This window comes from Sphingomonas sp. NPDC079357, from assembly GCF_044901155.1.
Classification (GTDB): domain Bacteria; phylum Pseudomonadota; class Alphaproteobacteria; order Sphingomonadales; family Sphingomonadaceae; genus Sphingomonas.
Genome location: NZ_JBJDOM010000001.1, coordinates 952957 through 969430 on the forward strand (window position 1 = coordinate 952957; position 16474 = coordinate 969430).

Here is a 16474-nt window from a genome sequence, read left to right on the forward strand (position 1 = left end):
TATCAGTTGGGGTCAGATACCCCGGTAAACTGCGGGAAACCTTGGGATAATGCAATGGCGGATTTCTGCGGTTTTTGGACGTTCTGGGGCCTTGCGGGACACCCCAAAAAATGACTCTTAATCAGCGGGTCCTTGGTTCGAGCCCAAGTGCGTCCACCAGATTCATCAACGGCCTCGCGAGTGATCGCGGGGCCGTTGTTCATTGGTCGAATGGGCGAAGACGATCCTCGTAAATTCTGGCAGGAGCCGCGTCGTTGATGCGCCTACTGACGAAGCGCGGAGGGACAGGAAAGGCCGCCGATGATCCTGCGCAGTGATGAAATCCTCGACGTCGCGGTGCCGGGCAGCGGCGCGATGCGCGTGCACCTGTTCCGCCCGGTAGCCGAGGGGCGCTTTCCCGGCGTGTTGCTCTATTCCGAAATCTATCAGGTTACCGCGCCGATCCGGCGCCTGGCGGCGATGCTGGCGGGAAACGGCTATGTCGTCGCGGTGCCCGAGGTGTACCACGAATATGAGCCCGCCGGCACTGTGCTCGCCTATGATACGGCCGGCACCGAGCGCGGCAATGCGCTGAAGTTCACCAAGCCGGTCGCCGCCTTCGATGCCGACGCCACCGCCGTGATCGGTGCGCTGGCGGCACATCCGGCCTGCACCGGCAAGCTGGCGACGTTCGGCGTGTGCCTCGGGGGGCATCTCGCCTGCCGCGCCGCGCTGGACCCGCGCGTCGCGGCGGCGGCGTGCTTCTATCCCACCGACATCCACTCCGGCACGCTGGGCGAGGGACGCAGCGACGACACGCTGGCACGTCTCGCAGAGTTGCAGGCCGAACTGATGCTCGTCTGGGGACGGCAGGATCCGCATGTCCCGCCCGACGGCCGGGTCGCGATCCGCGCGCGGCTGGACGCGGTCGGCGCGTCATACGAATGGCACGAATGGAACGCTCAACATGCGTTTCTCCGCGACGAGGGCCCGCGCTACGATCCCGCGCTGTTCCTTCAGGCGATGATGCAGACGCTCGCATTCTTCCGCCGCACGATCGGGTAAGGGGCGCCGCGGCCCTCCCTCCCGTCATTGCGAGCGTCGCGAAGCAATCCAGAGCCGGATCAAGACACCCCGGATTGCTTCGCTACGCTCGCAATGACGATGAACGCCAGCCCGGCGTACGCCTGGTCCGGGCCTTCCCGCTATCGCGCCAGCCACCCACCATCGACCGCCAGCACATGCCCCTGCACATAGGCCGCAGCGTCGGACGCGAGGAAAACCGCCGCCCCGCCCAGATCGGCCGGCGCGCCCCAGCGCCCCGCCGGAATCCGCTCCATGATCGCGCGGTTGCGTTCCGGGTCGGCTTGTAACGCCGCGGTGTTGCTGGTCGCGATATAACCCGGCGCGATCGCATTCACCGTCACGCCGTGCTTGGCCCATTCGTTGGCGAGCAGCTTGGTCAGCCCCCCGACCCCGCTCTTGGCGGCGGTATAGCTCGGCACGCGGATCCCGCCCTGAAAGGTCAGCATCGACGCGATGTTGATGATCCGCCCACCCCCGGCCGCGATCATGCGCCGCCCGGCCGCCTGCGAAAGGAAGAACACCGACTTCAGATTGGTGTCGATCACCGCATCCCAGTCTTCCTCGGTGAAGTCGACCGCGTCGGCGCGCCGGATGATCCCGGCATTGTTGACGAGGATGTCGAGCCGCCCCAGCGCCTCCAGCGTCTCCGCGACCACGCGCCCGACCGGCTCGATCGTGGCGAGATCGGCATGGATCACCGCCGCACGCCGCCCAAGCGCCCGAATCTGTGCTGCCGTTTCCTCCGCCGCGGTGCGCCCGACACAGGCGATATCCGCCCCCGCCTGCGCCAGCGCGACCGCGATCGCCTGCCCGATCCCGGTGTTCGCGCCGGTGACGATCGCGACGCGCCCGGTCAGGTCGAACGGATGGCTCACCGCAGCTGACATATGTCGCACACGTCCATGTCGTTATAATCCTGGTTCTCGCCGGCCATCGCCCAGATGAAGGTATAGTTGCTGGTCCCGGCGCCCATGTGCACCGACCACGGCGGACTGATCACCACCTCTTCATTGTCGACGACGATATGCCGCAGGTCATCGGGCCGCCCCATGTAGTGGAAGACGCGATTGTCGTCCTCCAGATCGAAATAGAGATAGATTTCGCTGCGCCGCTCATGAACGTGCGGCGGCATCGTGTTCCACACCGATCCGGGCTTCAACTGCGTCAGCCCGAGGCACAAGGACGCGCTGGCGCACAGATGCGGCAGCACCAATTGGTAGATGGTACGGTCGTTCGACGTCTCCAGACTGCCGCGCTGCATCGGATTGGCGTCGGCGAGCGTCACCTTGCGCAGCGGGAACGGCGCATGGGCCGGCACGCTGAGCAGATAGAAACGCGCCCCCTCGCCCGCGAACGTCACGTCCGACGACCCCATCGGCACATAGAGCGCCTCGTAGCGCGCCAGCTCGAACACCTGCCCGTCGACGGTCACGCTCCCGCTACCGCGCCCGATATTCACCACCCCCAATTCGCGGCGTTCGAGCAACGGATGCCCCGCCGCGCTTTCGGGCTCGCTGTGCGTCGGCAGCGCGAGCGGCGTCGCGCCGGGCACCGCGCCGCCGATAATGAAGCGCTCGCCATGCGAATAGGTCAGCACGACCTCGCCATCGCGGAACAGCCCACCGACCAGATAGCGGTCGCGCAGCGCCTGGTTGGAGGCACCCTCCATCATGTCGGGGTGGGTGGCGTAATAGGTCTTGGCGTACACGGTCTTGCTCCTGTTCAACGGGCGCGGTCGAGCTGCGCGATCTGCGTCGCCGCCAGCAGGAACGCGCCCACGCCGTAATATTGCGTCTCTTGCGCGGCGACCTTGTCGGGCCGGTCGCTGACCTGCTGCACCCAGCCGAGCCGTCCGTCGGGCTGAACCGCGCGCTCCAGCGCCGCCCAGCCGCGTTTCGCGACCGGCGCATAGTCGGCGCGCGGCAGCACCCCGGCGTTGACGCCCCACGCCATGCCATAGGTGAAGAATGCGGTGCCGCTCGATTCCGGCGGCGACCCCTCGGGGGCGAGCAGCGACGGCGCCCAATAGCCGTCCGGCTTCTGCAAGGTCTTCAGCTTCGCCGCCATCTTGTGGAACAGCCCCTCCATCCGCACGCGATCGGGGCTGTTCTTCGGCAGCAGCGGAATGATCCGCGCCATGCCGGCGAACACCCAGCCATTGCCACGCGCCCAGAATTGCTTGCGGCGCTGCGCATCACGGCGCTCGAAGAAACGGCTGTCGCGATAGTAGAGCTGTTCGACCGGATCGAGCAGGAAGTCGGTCGTCGCCCAGAACTCCCGCAGCGCGAAGTTACGATACTTCGGGTTGCCGGTCTGGCGGCTGAGTTCGACCAACGCGGGCGGCGCCATGAACAGCGCATCGCACCAGCACCAGCGCGTCAGGCACTCGGTCGCGCCATAGCCCTCGGGCGGCACCACGAAGGCGAGCGTCGTCACCGCCGGCTTGTCGACCACCCGGTCGAACGTCGCCTTCGCGCTGGCGAGCGCCTGCGGCGGCCCGCCATGCGCGGCCGCCCACAAATAGCTCTGCACGATCGTATGATCGTCCGCGAAATAGGGCTTCTCGCCCGGCCGCCAGCCGTTCGCGCGCCCCATCCGCATGATCGCGTCCTTGATGCGCGGCGGCGCGCCCGCATCGGCAAGCGCGGTCATCCCGACCCAGAACACCGCCGGCTCCCATGCGCGCATGTCGCCGCTGCGCGGGTTCACGTCCATGTGCGACAGCTGCCAGTCCGCCAGCTTCACCGCCTGCGCGATCGGCCCCTGTTGCTGCGCCGCGGCGGGCGCAGCGACCGCCACGAGACTGGTGGCGAGGGCAAGGTGTCGAAGGATCATGCGGCGCTCTCCATGGACGCGAAACGGGCCGGGGCCAGCCGGGGGCTGATGACGTGCAGCGACAGCAATGCCAGCAGATAGGCACCCCCCGCCACCGCGAAGATCGGCGCGTAGCTGCCCGATATGCCAAGGACGTGACCGACGAACTTGGCGATCAGCATCCCGCCGATCGCCCCCGCCGTGCCGCCGATCCCCACCACCGATCCGACCGCCGCGCGCGGGAACAGGTCGGACGGCAGCGTCAGCAGATTGGCCGAAAACGCCTGATGCGCCGCGGTCGCCACGCCGATCAGCGCGACCGCGATCCACAAATGGTCGACATACTGCACGGTGACGATCGGCAGCACCGCGACCGCGCACCCCAACATCGTCACCTTGCGCGCGGCGTTGGCCGACCAGCCGCGCCGCAGCAGCCGGGACGAGGTCCAGCCACCCAGCACGCTCCCCGCATCCGACAGCAGGTAGATCACCACCAGCGGCGGCCCGAACGACTTGAGGTCCAGCCCATAGCGCTTGCCGAGGAAATCGGGCAGCCAGAACAGGAACATCCACCAGATCGGATCGGTCAGGAACTTCGGCACCGCATAGGCCCAGGTCTCGCGATAGGCGAACAGCCGCAACCACGGCACGCGCTGCACCGCCGGCGCGGGATCGCTGCGGATCAGCGCCAGCTCGCCGGGCGTGACACGGCGGTGCTCCTCGGGCCGGCGATAGATCGCGATCCACGCGATCAGCCACAGCACGCTGAACGCGCCGGTCGCGATGAACGCCATCCGCCAGCCATAGGCGAGCGTGATCGCCGGCACGAGCAGCGGCGTCGCGATTGCGCCGACATTCGCCCCGGCGTTGAACAGCCCGACCGCGAACGCGCGCTCGCGCTGCGGAAACCACTCCGCAACCGCCTTCAGACCGGAAGGGAAGTTCCCCGCCTCCCCCAGCCCGAGCGCGAAGCGCGCGGCGGCGAATTGCGTCACGCTGCTCACCAGCCCGTGCGCGACATGCGCCAGCGTCCAGAACGAGAAGGCCAGCGCATAGCCGAGCCGCGCGCCAAACCGATCGATCAACCGCCCCATCATCAGGAACCCGGCGGCATAGGCGGCCTGAAACCAGAAGACGATGTCGGCATATTGCGCCTCGTTCCACCCCAGATCCTGCTGGAGCACCGGCTTGAGCACGCCGATCATCTGCCGGTCGATGTAATTGATCGCGGTCGCCGCAAACAGCAACGCGCAGATCGTCCAGCGGTAGCGCCCGGTCGGCGGCGCGGCGGCGATGTCCGGCATGGCGGTGGCGCTCCGGGAAGAAAGAGCGCGCGACACCGCCGCGCGCCCAGGTGGGGAACGGTTTAGAACTTGCCGCGGACGCCGAACGAGAAGGTCCGCCCGTTGAAGTAGGAATTGTCGCGGTGCGTCTCTCCGACGGACTTCGACGGATTCTGGTAGAACGTATAGGTATTTTCGTTGGTGATGTTCAGCGCGTCGACACGCAGCTCGATATAATCGTTCATCTTGAACGCGACGGTTGCGTCGAGGTAGCCCTGCGCCGCAAAATACGAGATTTCGTCGTTTGCGGTATTGCGCTGTGCACCGCCGGTCTTCGAACGGTAGTTGTACGATCCGCGCAGCGAGAACGGCCCCTTTTCATAGAAGCCGGTGATGCTGTACGTGTACTTCGGCACGCTCTGTAGCGCGACGACGTTGCCGTTGGTCAGCACGAAATTATAGTCGATACCCTTCTGCTGCTGATCGATCAGCGTGAAGCTGCTGGTCAGGCCCAGGCCGTCGAACGGCTTGGGCAGGAACGTGAAGTTCTGCTGATACGCCGCTTCCAAACCGCGCAGCTTCAACTGTCCGGCATTCTGGACGATCGTGCGCAGGATGCGCGGGTTGTTGTTGGTCAGCGCGTTGACCTGCGCCAGCGTGCAGGTGCCGGTCGGCCCGCCGAACGCCGCGCAGCTGAAATAGCTTGGGTCGAGCCCGGCTGCGGCAAACGGAACGTCCTCGGTCACCGCGACCGGCTGGTCGGTGATGTCCTTTTCGAACAGCCCGATGCTCACCAGAGCGGCGGGCGCGAAATACCATTCGAGCACCGCGTCGTAGGTGGTCGCGACCTGCGGGCGCAGGTCCGGATTGCCGACCGTCACCGCATTGTTGAACACGTTCGGCACGACGATGCTGCCGGCGATGTCGTTGAGCGCGCCGCGCGTCACCGTATTGCCGATCGATCCGCGCAGCAGCAGCTTTGGCGTAATGTCGAAGGCAAGGCTCGCCGACGGCAGCCAGTTCTGGTAGCCGCCGTTGCGCCGGTTGGGCGCGAACACGCCGCCCAGATTGGTGTAATTGTTGATGATCGTCTCGGTATCCGAATAACGGATACCGGCGTCGCCGCGAAGCTCGTGCCCGCCGATCGTCAGCTTGAACGACGTCTCCAGAAACGCCGACTTGACGCGCTCCTCGGCCTCATAGGTAGCGTTGAGCTGGCGCGCTGCCTGACGGTTGGCCTCGTTCGCCCCTAGCGTGCCCATCACGAAGTCGCGCGAGAAGGTCGCGAAGTTCGACGGGTAGCCAGAATTACCGCCGTTGTTCAGCGTGCCGTACTGCAGGAACGGATCCATGTACTGGAATACGCCATTGCCGCTGGAGGCGAAGGTGCCACCGTTCGGCAGCGTCGCAGCACGCGCGATCGACGAACCGTCCTGCGCGGTCCGGCTCTTCAGGCTGGACACGTAGCTGCCGCCCACCTTGAACGCCATGCTGCTGTCGCCGGTATCGACCACCGTCCAGTCGAGCACCGAACGCAGGCTCTTGACCGTATCGTCCTCGCGCTGGATCGAGAAGCCGAGCGTCGGATCAAGGAAATTGGCGGGATCGGTGAACGAGGTCGGCGACGTGATCGTCGGATAGGAGACGTTGACGGTCGGGTCGTACGTCGTCGTGATACCGTAGATGTTCGAGACGATCCGGTTCCCCGATTGCCAGGCGCGGCTCTTTGAGATGCTGCCCTGCGCCTGCAACGTCACCCGGTCGCTGAAGTCGTATTTGGCCCGCGCCACGCCATAGGAGAACTTCGTCTCGAAATCGCGGAAGAAGCTTTCGCCGATGATGCTCGTATTACCGAACGTGCCATAGAGGTTGTTGTACTGGTCGATCTTGACGTCGAGCGGGATGATGCCGGAATTGGTTCCGGTTCCCGGGATCGACGTCGTGTTGGGCGCGGTACGTGAATTGCGTACCGGCACGCCGAACGTGAACTCGTCCATCTGATCGGTCAGCTTGGAATAGATGCCATCGATGCTCGCTTCGAACCGGTCGCTTTTATATTGCACCGAGCCGACGAAGCCCATTCGCTCGCGCTCGGTATTCGAGGTATAGACACGGTAGAAGCGCGGCAGCAGCGCATTGGCGACTTGGTCGCGCGTCAGATTGCCGAGATTGGCGAGCGGGCTGTCGAGGTTCAGCTCGAACTGGAACGGACCGCTCGTGTTCGACGGCACCGAGCCGTAATAGGGACGCCGGCCGAGCGTCGATGAATTGTAGCCGCCGGTCGACTGGAAGCCCGAGCGTTCGTTGACGGTCTTGGCATAGGCGGCACCGAACAGGACGCCGAAATTGCCCCAGTGATCGCTGACGATCAACGACCCGCGCGGCCGCCACTTCTCCGACTGGTCGTTGTAGCTGTACTGCGCCGTATAGCGGAACACGCGGTCCTTGCTGTCGAAGGGGCGCGGCGTCTGCAGGTCGACGTTGCCACCGATTCCGCCCTCTTCGAGATTGGCGAGCGGAGACTTGTAGACGTCGACGCGCCCGAACAGTTCGGACGGGAAGACGTCATAGTTGAACGCGCGGCTCGAACTGCCGACGCTCCCGGCCGAAGTGGTGCGCACCGGCGCGCCGTTCAGCGTCGTCACCACAAAGTCGGAACTGAGGCCGCGAATGGCCACCCGCTGCCCTTCGTTGGTCCCGGCGCCGCCGTCGCGGCTGAGGATCACGCCCGGAATGCGCTGCATCGAGTCCGCGACGTTGGCCTCGGGGAATTTGCCGATGTCTTCCGCAACGATCGAGTCGCGAATGCCGACCGCCTCGCGTTTCAGCTCCAGCGCTTCGGCAAGGCTGCGACGGAAACCGGTGACGACGATGTCTTCGCTCGTCGCGTCGGCGGGGGCCTGGGGGTAGCTGGCGGGGGCGGCGGCCGGCGCGGCCGGTTCGGTCTGCGCTGCGGCGGGAGCCGCCATCAGCGCCAATGCGATGGCATGTGCCGACGCCATGCCGATGAACAACGACCTGCCCACGATAACCCCTCCTGTTGCGCCGCTGATCGCGGCTTATGAATCGGGTTATCATACAACTTTGGGAGCGCGTCAATCCGCTTGCTTCACCCGTCGCGCGGCAATCCGGCCGCCTCGCTCAGCTCGGTATGCCGGCTCAGACTCTCCTGCATGTGGTGCCGCGCGGCGTCGCGCGCGCCCGCCGGGTTCATCCGCACGATCGCATCGACGATCGCCTCATGCTCGGCACGCACCTTCTCGACATAAGCGCGCTGCGCTTCGGGAGGCTGGTCGCGCAGATACAGGTTGCGCGGCGGCACCAGCCGCACGCCGAGGAAGTCGATCAGCTTGACGAAGGTCTCGTTCTGCGTCGCGCGCGCGATCGCGGTGTGGAAGCGCGTGTCCGCCGCCGCCGAGGCGACCGGATCGTCGGCCACCGCCGCCATGTCGCGCAGCGCCGCGCGCATCGCGGAGATGTCGGTCAGCGTGCGCCGGGCGGCGGCAAAGGCGGCCATCTCCGACTCGACCGACAAACGCACCTCGAGCAGCCGGATCACATCGGCCAGCTCGCTCATGTCCTGCCGCGTGATCTGAAACGCCTGATACCGCGCATCGTCGGACACGAACACGCCCGAGCCCTGCCGGGCGATCGCGATCCCGTGCGCCTCCAGCCGCGCAACCGCCTCGCGCACCACGGTACGGCTGACCTTCTCGTCCTCGGCGATCTCCTTCTGCGTCGGCAGACGGGCGCCGGGCGGCATCTCGCCGGAGCGGATCCGCGCTTCCAGCTTCATGTACAGGGCATCGGCCAGCGACATGCTCTTGGTCATTTGCCTTCTATATCAAGGTCGCCCACGAAGCCCCACACGCAATAGGGCGCCTTGGCAAGATTGATATGATCCTTTAGGTTATCGTACAACATGACGAAAGGAGCGGAGCGCATGAAATCCGGCCGGCGTATTGCCGCAGCGGCGGTGTGGTGGCTGCTGACTGGCGCACCCGCGCTCGCGCAGCAGGCGGAAACACCACCGCTGCCGGTCGCCTCACCGCTCTCGCCGCCCCCCGACCGCACGCCGCGCGCGGTCGCGCTGCTTGCCGGCTATCGCTACGACGATCTGCTGTGGGAAAACGACCGCACCGCGCACCGCATCTACGGCCATGCGCTGGAGGCGGCCGAGCCGCCGTCGGGTTCGGGGATCGACAGCTGGGGCAAGAACGTCCGCTGGCCGTTCGCCGACCGACAGCTGCGCACCGGCGACCAGCACGCCTATCATGGCGAGGGGATCGACTTCTACAATGTCGGCACCACGCGCGGCGCGGGCGGGCTGGGCATCTGGCACGACAACAAGTTGTGGACCTCGCGCAACTTCGTCCGCCACCGCATCCTCGCCAGCGGCGGCGACCGCGCCGACTTCTCGGTCGATTACGCGCCCTGGCCGGTCGATACCGTGCGCAAGGTGTGGGAGACGCGCCGCTTCACATTGCCGCTCGGCACGCACTTCACGCGGATGGTGTCGACCCTCTCCTCAGACCGTGCCGGGCCGCTGCTGGTCGGGATCGGCATCGGCAAGCGCACCACCGGGCAGGGCGCGGGCGAGCTGACCGTCGATCGCGCACGTGGGCTGCTGTCATGGTGGGGTCCGGACGATCCCGGCCACGGCCGCATGGCGATCGCGATCCGCGTCGACCCACGGATGATCGCCGAGGTGCGCGCCGACGCCGACAACCAGTTGGTGCTGCTCCGCGTCACGCCGGACACGCCGTTCGTCTATTATTCGGGATCGGCCTGGAGCCACGGCGAGGGCGATTTTCGCACGCGCGCGCAATGGGACGATTACGCCAAAGGCGCCGCGCTCGATTTCACAATACCCAAGGCAGGGCAATGACGATGCAGGTGGATCGACGCACGGTGCTGGCTGGCGCACTGACAGCGGCTGGTCTGGCGACCACCGCCGCCGATGCGCAAACAGGGGCGGCCGAGACACCGCTTCCCGACGGCCCGGCCGATCGCGCCGACGCGCTCACGCTGCTGCGCCGGATGGCCGAGCCCGTGTTGGGACGCATGGCGCGTGGCCGCCTCCGCGCCGAATGGACGCCGGAGCTCAGCCCGACATGGGACGGCCGCAACCCCGGTGTCGCCTATCTCGAAGCGTTCGGGCGACTGATCGACGGCATCGCGCCGTGGCTCGCGCTCCCCGACGACGCCAGCGGTGAAGGACGGCTCCGCGCCCGGCTCCGCGCGCAGGCGCTGGAAAGCTATACCCATGCGGTCAATCCGAAGAGCCCCGATTATCTGCTGTGGCGCGGTCACGGACAGGCTTTGGTCGATTCCGCTTACTTCACCAGCGCGCTGCTGCGAGCGCCCGATGCGCTGTGGAAGCCGCTCGACGCAAAGACCAAGGCGCGGATCGTCGCGGAGATCAAGGGGCTGCGCCGTATCTCCCCGCCCTATCAGAACTGGCTGCTGTTCGCGGCGATGAACGAGGCGTTCCTGTTCGCGATCGACGAGGACTGGGATCCGATGCGCGTCGACCTCACGATCAAGAAATTGCTCGAATGGTATGTCGGCGATGGCTGGTACGGCGATGGGGAGCGCTTCCACTATGATTATTACAACAGCTACGTCATTCACCCGATGCTGGTGCAGATCCTCGCTACCCTCGCGGCCGGCAAGCCCAGCTTCAACAACCTCCGCCCCGCCGAGGAACTGGCACGCGCGGTGAAACGCGAGCAGCGTTATGCCGAGCATCTCGAGCGGATGATCGCCCCCGACGGCAGTTATGCCGCGATCGGCCGTTCGCTCACCTATCGCACCGCGGTGCACCAGCCACTTGGGCATCTGGCGTGGCGCGGGCAATTGCCCGACAGCTTGCCGCCGGGGCAGGTGCGCGCCGCGACGATGGCGGCACAGCGGCGCGTATTTGCCGATCCGAGCAACTTCAACGCCGACGGCTTCCTGACGATCGGCTTCGCGCGCCACCAGCCGACGCTCGGCGACGTCTATTCCAACGCCGGCAGCATGTATATCGCCTCGGAAAGCCTGATCGCGCTCGGCCTGCCCGCCGATCACGCTTACTGGACCGCCCCGCCCCAGCCATGGACGATGCGCCGTGCCTTCGCCGGACAGGATTTCCGCAAGGATTACGCGGTCAAATATTGACTGACAGCTATTTCTTCCCCTCCTCCGTCGCCCCGGACTTGATCCGGGATCAGGGAGGAGAGGGATGCGATCGTAGACCTAATCCCCCGCCGCCGTGACCACCGGTCGCGTCTCGCCGTCCAACTCGGTCAGTTCGCGCTCGACCGCGATCGTGTCGCCCAGATCGCGCATTGCATACAATTTGCCGCGCGCCTTTTCGAACGGGCGGTGAAGCACCATCGTCAGCTTGCCCGTGAAGGTGCGGAACAGCATCCCGTGCCCGCTGTCCCCGCGCACCAGCGGCGGCAATTGCTCCCACGGCCCCGCGATCGCGCCGCTCTTCGACCGCGCGAGCGACTGGACGTAACCGCGCCGGTCGTAGCTCGACCACAGCATCAGCAGCGTGCCGGTGCGCGTGCGGAACAGCTCCGGTCCGTCGGTGACGTTGCCGCCCTTCACGTCGGCCGGATCGGCGCGCTTTGCCCATGGCGCATCCGAGGCACGAAACAGCAGTTTCGGCGGCCCCGCTGCGCCGAGCCGGTCGTCGAGTGGCACCGCTTCGATCGTGCCGTCGCCGACCTGCACCCATTCGTGCGCATAGACCATCCACGGCTTGCCGTTACGATCGACGTGCAGCGAGCCGTCGAGCGTCATCTGCGCGGCATCGACGATCGGCGCCCCGCCGCGCTCCAGCCGATACGGCCCGCCAAGTGTGGGCGACGAGGCGAGCAAGGTCGAACGCCGCACCGGCTGCCGGCCGTTCTCCTCCGGCAGCTTCAAGGCATCGTTGTAGAAGGTCGAGAACAGATACCATCGCCCCTTCCAGCGATGCACCTCCGGCGCCCATGCCCCGTCGTTCGCCCAGCTATCCTCGGGCAGCGTGAAGACCATCACCGGCCGCTGCCAATGCTTCAGGTCACGGCTGCGATAGGCCATGATCCCCAACCGTTTGTCACCGGTCAGCTTTCGCTCGTTGCGGGTGAACAGCCAGTAGGTGCGCGTGGCGCGATCGGCGACGATCCACGGATCGTGGAGCGGCATGTCGGGCAGCAGCAGCGGCGCATCGGAACCGCGCGGGGCGGCGGCGGCGGTTGTTACCGGCAGCGCTGCCCATGCCAGGGCAAGGGCGGTCCGCAGCGCAACGGTCGCGCCAGCTCGCCCGGCGGCAAGTAAGGTCATTCGTCTCTCTCCCGGTTATGTCAGACAATAACCGGGGACGAGAGTGGGTCAACCCGCCGGCACGACCGTCCCGCGCCGCTCGCGTGCCGGATTGCCCGCAACCGTCGCGCCCGCGCGCACGTCGCGCGTCACCACGCTGCCTGCGCCGATGATCGCATCGTCGCCGATGGTAACGCCGGGCAGGATCAGCGCCCCGCCCCCGATCCACACGTTGCGTCCGATCGTGATCGGCCGCCCCCATTCCGCACCGGTCGCACGCGCCGCCGGGTCGCGCGGATGATCGGCGGTCAGAAGTTGCACCGCGGGCCCGATCTGCGTTCCTGTTCCGATCGTGACCGCCACCACATCGAGAATGATGCAGCTATAATTGAGGAAGACATCGTCCCCGAGGCGAATGTTATACCCGTAATCGCAATGAAACGGCGGCCGGATCACCGCCCCCTCGCCCACCGCCGCCAGCTGTTCGCGCAGGATCGCGCGCCGCTCCGCCGCCGACCGCGCCGCCGCCGCATTGTAGCGCTCCATCCACGCCAGCGCCGCCTGATGGTCCGCGATTAATTCTGCGTCGCCCGCGTGATAGGACTCGCCGGCCAGCATCTTCTGCTTCTCGCTACGCTGCGCCACCGCCCTCAATCCCGCGCCGTCAACGGCACCGAGGACCGCCCGGCTGCGCGCCCATCCCCACCCGACGCGCCATGTCGCGTCGCGTGAAGATGCCGCAATATCAACGCCAAATCCGCCTCGCTCAGTCCCGATGCCGGGTCGATCACGATCCCCGCCGGCAAGGGTTCGACCCAGGCGGCAAGGCGGTTGCATGCAGCGCCCAGCGCAGGATCGGCGGAATCATCGAACGCAGCCATAAATTTGCTTATGCCGCCCCCGCCGCGATCGACCAAGTCTCAGCGCAACGTCAGTTCGACCACCTGATCCCAGCTTTCCCCAAGCGGCGGTAACCCTGAGATTTCAAGGCGATCTGCCTGCCGCGCGACCGCAACCCTCGAACCGCCATCAAGCAACCGCGCCGCGGCAACCTGCGCCTTCATCGGCAGCACGACCCGCCCGTCATGCGCGCGCAGCAGATGGACATAGACCGTCTTGTCCTTCTGCGTGGTGACGCCCCATGCGCCCGCCGGCACCGGGCCGCCACGCGTTCCGTAGATGCTTGCGCCATTGACCTTCAGCCACGCGCCAATCGCATGAAATGTCGAAAGATTCTCTGGCTGGATCTCGCCATTGGGCATCGGCCCGGTGTTGAGCAGGAAATTGGCGTTCCGCCCCGCCGCCCCGACCAGCGTCTGCACCAGTGTCTTGGGCGACTTGTACTGGTCATCGGTCAGGTTGAACCCCCAGCTGCCGTTCATTGTCTCGGCGGTCTCCAGCGGCAGTCGACCGATCGTCGCGGTACCGCTGAACCCGGTCTTGTTCTCGCCGGGCAGGTCGCGCTCAAACGTTTGATAATCCTCGCCTGCGAACGGCGCGTGATGGTGGTTGTTGACGATCAGCGCGCCGGGCTGAAGCTGGTGGATCAGCTTGTAGGTGCGCTCCAGCCGCCAGCGGTCGCGCAGCGGCGTCTTCTCCTGATCCCACCAGCCGTCGAACCAGATCCCGCCGATCGAACCATATTGCGTCAGCAACTCGCGCAACTGCGCGTCCTGATAGTCGAGATACTTGTCCCAATTGCCCGATTCCGGCCGTCCCGCCGACTGGCCGGTGCGACCGCGCGGAAAATAATCGGGGTGGTGCCAGTCGAGCTGTGAATAATAGAAAAACAGCTTCACGCCCTGCCGCCGGCACGCCGCCGCCAGTTCACCAATCGGATCGCGCTTGAACGGCGTCGCCTTCACGACGTTATACGGCGACACCTTGCTGTCGAACATCGCGAAGCCGTCGTGATGCTTGCTGGTGATGACGATATAACGCGCGCCGGCATCCTTGAACGAGCGCACCCAGGCGTCGGCATCGAACTTTTGCGGATAGAAGAACTTGGCGAGCCGCTCGTACTTGGCGGCCGGGATCTTGTTGTCCTGCATGATCCACTCGGCACCGCCCGACGATCCGGTACCACCCAGTTCGCTATATAGTCCCCAGTGAAGGAAGATGCCGAACTTGGCGTCCTGAAACCATTCGCGTGCCGCGAGATTGGCGGGCGCAGGGGTGTAGGTGTCGGCGGCTTGCGCGGCGGCAGGCGGCACCGCAAGCATCGCTGCGCCCGCCAAGGTTAGTCCCCGCCACAAACCACGTGCTGCGCTGTCCATCTTCCTCTCCCGCTATGTCCTTGAAAGCAGGATGACGACGAAGCACCATCCTGTCACCCTTCCGTCGCTCTCACCGCGCTGAGAAATACCCTCGCAGCCGCGCCGCCTCCTCGGGCGTGATCGCCATCACCGTGCCATGCTTTGGCGCGGTAAAGTTCGTCGTCTTCATGCGCGAACCCGGATCGTTGAAGCGCCCGACATTGCGGAACGTCTTGAAATCGGTCGTCTCGGCGAAACCCATGTTGTTCGGCTTCGTCCCGAACACGTCGTACATCAGCACATAGGTGTTGGTGCCGTACCGCTTCCACAGGTTCGGTGCCTCTGCCGCGACCGTCTCGGGATCGATCTTCCGCGCGTCGTAGACATAGCCGCCGTCGATCCGCCGCGACACTGCCTGGCGGATACTCCCGGGTTGCTCGTGCGCGACATAGAACATGCGGTAGCGGTCACCGACCCTGGTGATGTCGGCGTCGATCGTGTTCACCGCCGGGCGCGGATAGTGCAGGATCTGCTTGGGCTCGGTGGTCAGCGTCGTGAAGGTGGGGTTGGCGAGCGACTGCACCATGAAGTTCGGCCCATTGCCGATCCGCGTCGTGAAATACACCATCATCCGCTTGCGCGCCGGGTTCCAGATCGTCTCCGGCGCCCAAGCATTGCCCGCCTGCGCAAAGGCCGGGAACAAGGCGCTGACATCCACCTTCGCCAGCGTCCAGTGCAGCAGGTCATGGCTCTTCATCAGGATCAGGTTGCGGTTGTTGCCCCAGCCGTAATCCTTCTCCGGCCGCTCCCAGTCGGTGGCGCGCAGCCCCTCGCGCTTCGCAAAAATGTGGAGGTCGGTCATTGACATATAGAAGTCGCCGTCCGGCCCGCGCATGATGTGCGGATCGCGGATACCCTTCTGGTCGGCGACTGCGCGCCCGGACAGCACCGGCGCGCCGTCATTCACGTCGGTAAAGGTGTAACCGTCGGCTGACGTCGCGAAATGCAGCGAATGTGTCTCGTCCTTGAAATAGGCGAGCAGATACGCCGAGCGTGCCACCGCGCGAACCTTTGGCGCGGGATAACCGTCGATTGCGCGCACGACCTCCAGCTGCCGGACGACCGAGGCGGCATCCGCCGCCAGCAGGCGCGCGGGCGACGCCGTCGTTCCCAGCGCCAGCGCCAGGGTCGTCATTGCGATCAACGCCTTCATATCTTCTCCTGTCACCGCCCACACGTCGCGGGTCGCTCCCGTGCAACTAAATACTCCGACAAGACGGTGCAAGGATTTCAATTTATTGCGAATTTTGTGGCCTGCGGTCAAAGACCTGACCTTCTTTCAACCGAGGGCTCGCGAACTCTACATCCATTGATGTAGAATGGCTGGGCGGGGCCGTCGCTTTTCGGTCACTCCGTCGACCGCTTCGCCGGGTTGAACATCGCGGACTCGCGTCGTCACCTGCGCCGGGTCACCGTAGCACGCGATGTGCCGCGCGGCATCGATGGTCGGATCGGGCGCGCAATCAAGCTCAAGCGGGGAAGCGCTGCAACAGCCGCGTCATACGGATCGGCCCGTCCGCTTCCGGGGCCGGGTTCTCAGCGGGCCGCCCTTGGTTCCTGTAAATTAACGCTTTTCCTTCATGTGCCCAGCTATCCGCCAGCCAGGCGATGAGCGATCAACAGCAAATTGGAAGCGTCACATGCCGGGAGTGGCAGCACGAATTCGCGATCTCAGTCTCTCCGCGAAGGTGACATGGC

Annotated in this window: 13 protein-coding genes and 1 tRNA gene; 4 read left to right on the forward strand and 10 right to left on the reverse strand. The window is 65.7% G+C overall.

Annotated features, from left to right (window positions below; all coding sequences use genetic code 11):
- Positions 1-76 precede the first annotated feature (76 nt).
- Positions 77-159: transfer RNA gene (locus tag ACI2JO_RS04460), tRNA-Lys, on the forward strand.
- 141 nt (positions 160-300) lie between these two features.
- Positions 301-1044: a dienelactone hydrolase family protein gene (locus ACI2JO_RS04465; protein WP_404719519.1), complete on the forward strand. Its 744-nt coding sequence runs from the start codon at positions 301-303 to the stop codon at positions 1042-1044.
- A 140-nt stretch (positions 1045-1184) separates the two neighbouring features.
- Here ACI2JO_RS04465 and kduD read toward each other — a convergent pair whose 3' ends face one another.
- The 6 genes from kduD to ACI2JO_RS04495 all read right to left on the reverse strand — a co-directional run bounded on the left by kduD (position 1185) and on the right by ACI2JO_RS04495 (position 8994).
- Positions 1185-1940 carry a 2-dehydro-3-deoxy-D-gluconate 5-dehydrogenase KduD gene (gene kduD / locus ACI2JO_RS04470; protein WP_404719520.1) on the reverse strand — a complete coding sequence of 252 codons (756 nt, stop codon included), beginning with the start codon at positions 1938-1940 and terminating at the stop codon, positions 1185-1187.
- On the reverse strand, positions 1937-2773 hold the full coding sequence (gene kduI / locus ACI2JO_RS04475; RefSeq protein ID WP_404719521.1) for a 5-dehydro-4-deoxy-D-glucuronate isomerase: 837 nt from the start codon (positions 2771-2773) through the stop codon (positions 1937-1939). Before kduI ends, kduD begins: the two co-directional genes overlap by 4 nt.
- A gap of 14 nt (positions 2774-2787) precedes the next feature.
- Entirely contained in the window at positions 2788-3900 is a 1113-nt protein-coding gene (locus ACI2JO_RS04480) for a glycoside hydrolase family 105 protein (protein WP_404719522.1), read from the reverse strand.
- Entirely contained in the window at positions 3897-5183 is a 1287-nt protein-coding gene (locus tag ACI2JO_RS04485; protein ID WP_404719523.1) for an MFS transporter, read from the reverse strand. The genes ACI2JO_RS04480 and ACI2JO_RS04485 overlap by 4 nt, the downstream gene beginning before the upstream one ends.
- Before the next feature lie 62 nt (positions 5184-5245).
- Complete coding sequence (locus ACI2JO_RS04490; protein WP_404719524.1) at positions 5246-8188, reverse strand: TonB-dependent receptor; 2943 nt, start codon at positions 8186-8188, stop codon at positions 5246-5248.
- 83 nt (positions 8189-8271) lie between these two features.
- Positions 8272-8994, reverse strand: a complete 723-nt coding sequence (locus ACI2JO_RS04495; protein ID WP_404719525.1) for a FadR/GntR family transcriptional regulator — start codon at positions 8992-8994, stop codon at positions 8272-8274.
- A gap of 111 nt (positions 8995-9105) precedes the next feature.
- Between ACI2JO_RS04495 and ACI2JO_RS04500 the strand changes: the two genes are divergently transcribed.
- Both ACI2JO_RS04500 and ACI2JO_RS04505 read left to right on the forward strand, forming a co-directional pair.
- Positions 9106-10050, forward strand: coding sequence for a DUF4861 family protein (locus tag ACI2JO_RS04500; protein WP_404719526.1), 945 nt, complete (start codon positions 9106-9108; stop codon positions 10048-10050).
- Positions 10047-11324 carry a DUF2264 domain-containing protein gene (locus ACI2JO_RS04505; RefSeq protein WP_404719527.1) on the forward strand — a complete coding sequence of 426 codons (1278 nt, stop codon included), beginning with the start codon at positions 10047-10049 and terminating at the stop codon, positions 11322-11324. The genes ACI2JO_RS04500 and ACI2JO_RS04505 overlap by 4 nt, the downstream gene beginning before the upstream one ends.
- Before the next feature lie 78 nt (positions 11325-11402).
- On the opposite strand, the gene ACI2JO_RS04510 is transcribed toward ACI2JO_RS04505, so the two are convergent.
- The 4 genes from ACI2JO_RS04510 to ACI2JO_RS04525 form a co-directional block, all read right to left on the reverse strand.
- Entirely contained in the window at positions 11403-12482 is a 1080-nt protein-coding gene (locus ACI2JO_RS04510; RefSeq protein WP_404719528.1) for a glycoside hydrolase family 43 protein, read from the reverse strand.
- Between the two features lie 48 nt (positions 12483-12530).
- The gene (locus tag ACI2JO_RS04515) at positions 12531-13106 is read right to left on the reverse strand and encodes a sugar O-acetyltransferase (protein ID WP_404719529.1); all 576 of its coding nucleotides are present in this window, start codon (positions 13104-13106) and stop codon (positions 12531-12533) included.
- A 275-nt stretch (positions 13107-13381) separates the two neighbouring features.
- Positions 13382-14737: an alpha-L-fucosidase gene (locus ACI2JO_RS04520; protein ID WP_404719530.1), complete on the reverse strand. Its 1356-nt coding sequence runs from the start codon at positions 14735-14737 to the stop codon at positions 13382-13384.
- Positions 14738-14807: 70 nt separating this feature from the next.
- On the reverse strand, positions 14808-15929 hold the full coding sequence (locus ACI2JO_RS04525; RefSeq protein WP_404719531.1) for a glycoside hydrolase family 43 protein: 1122 nt from the start codon (positions 15927-15929) through the stop codon (positions 14808-14810).
- Between the last annotated feature and the right edge of the window lie 545 nt (positions 15930-16474).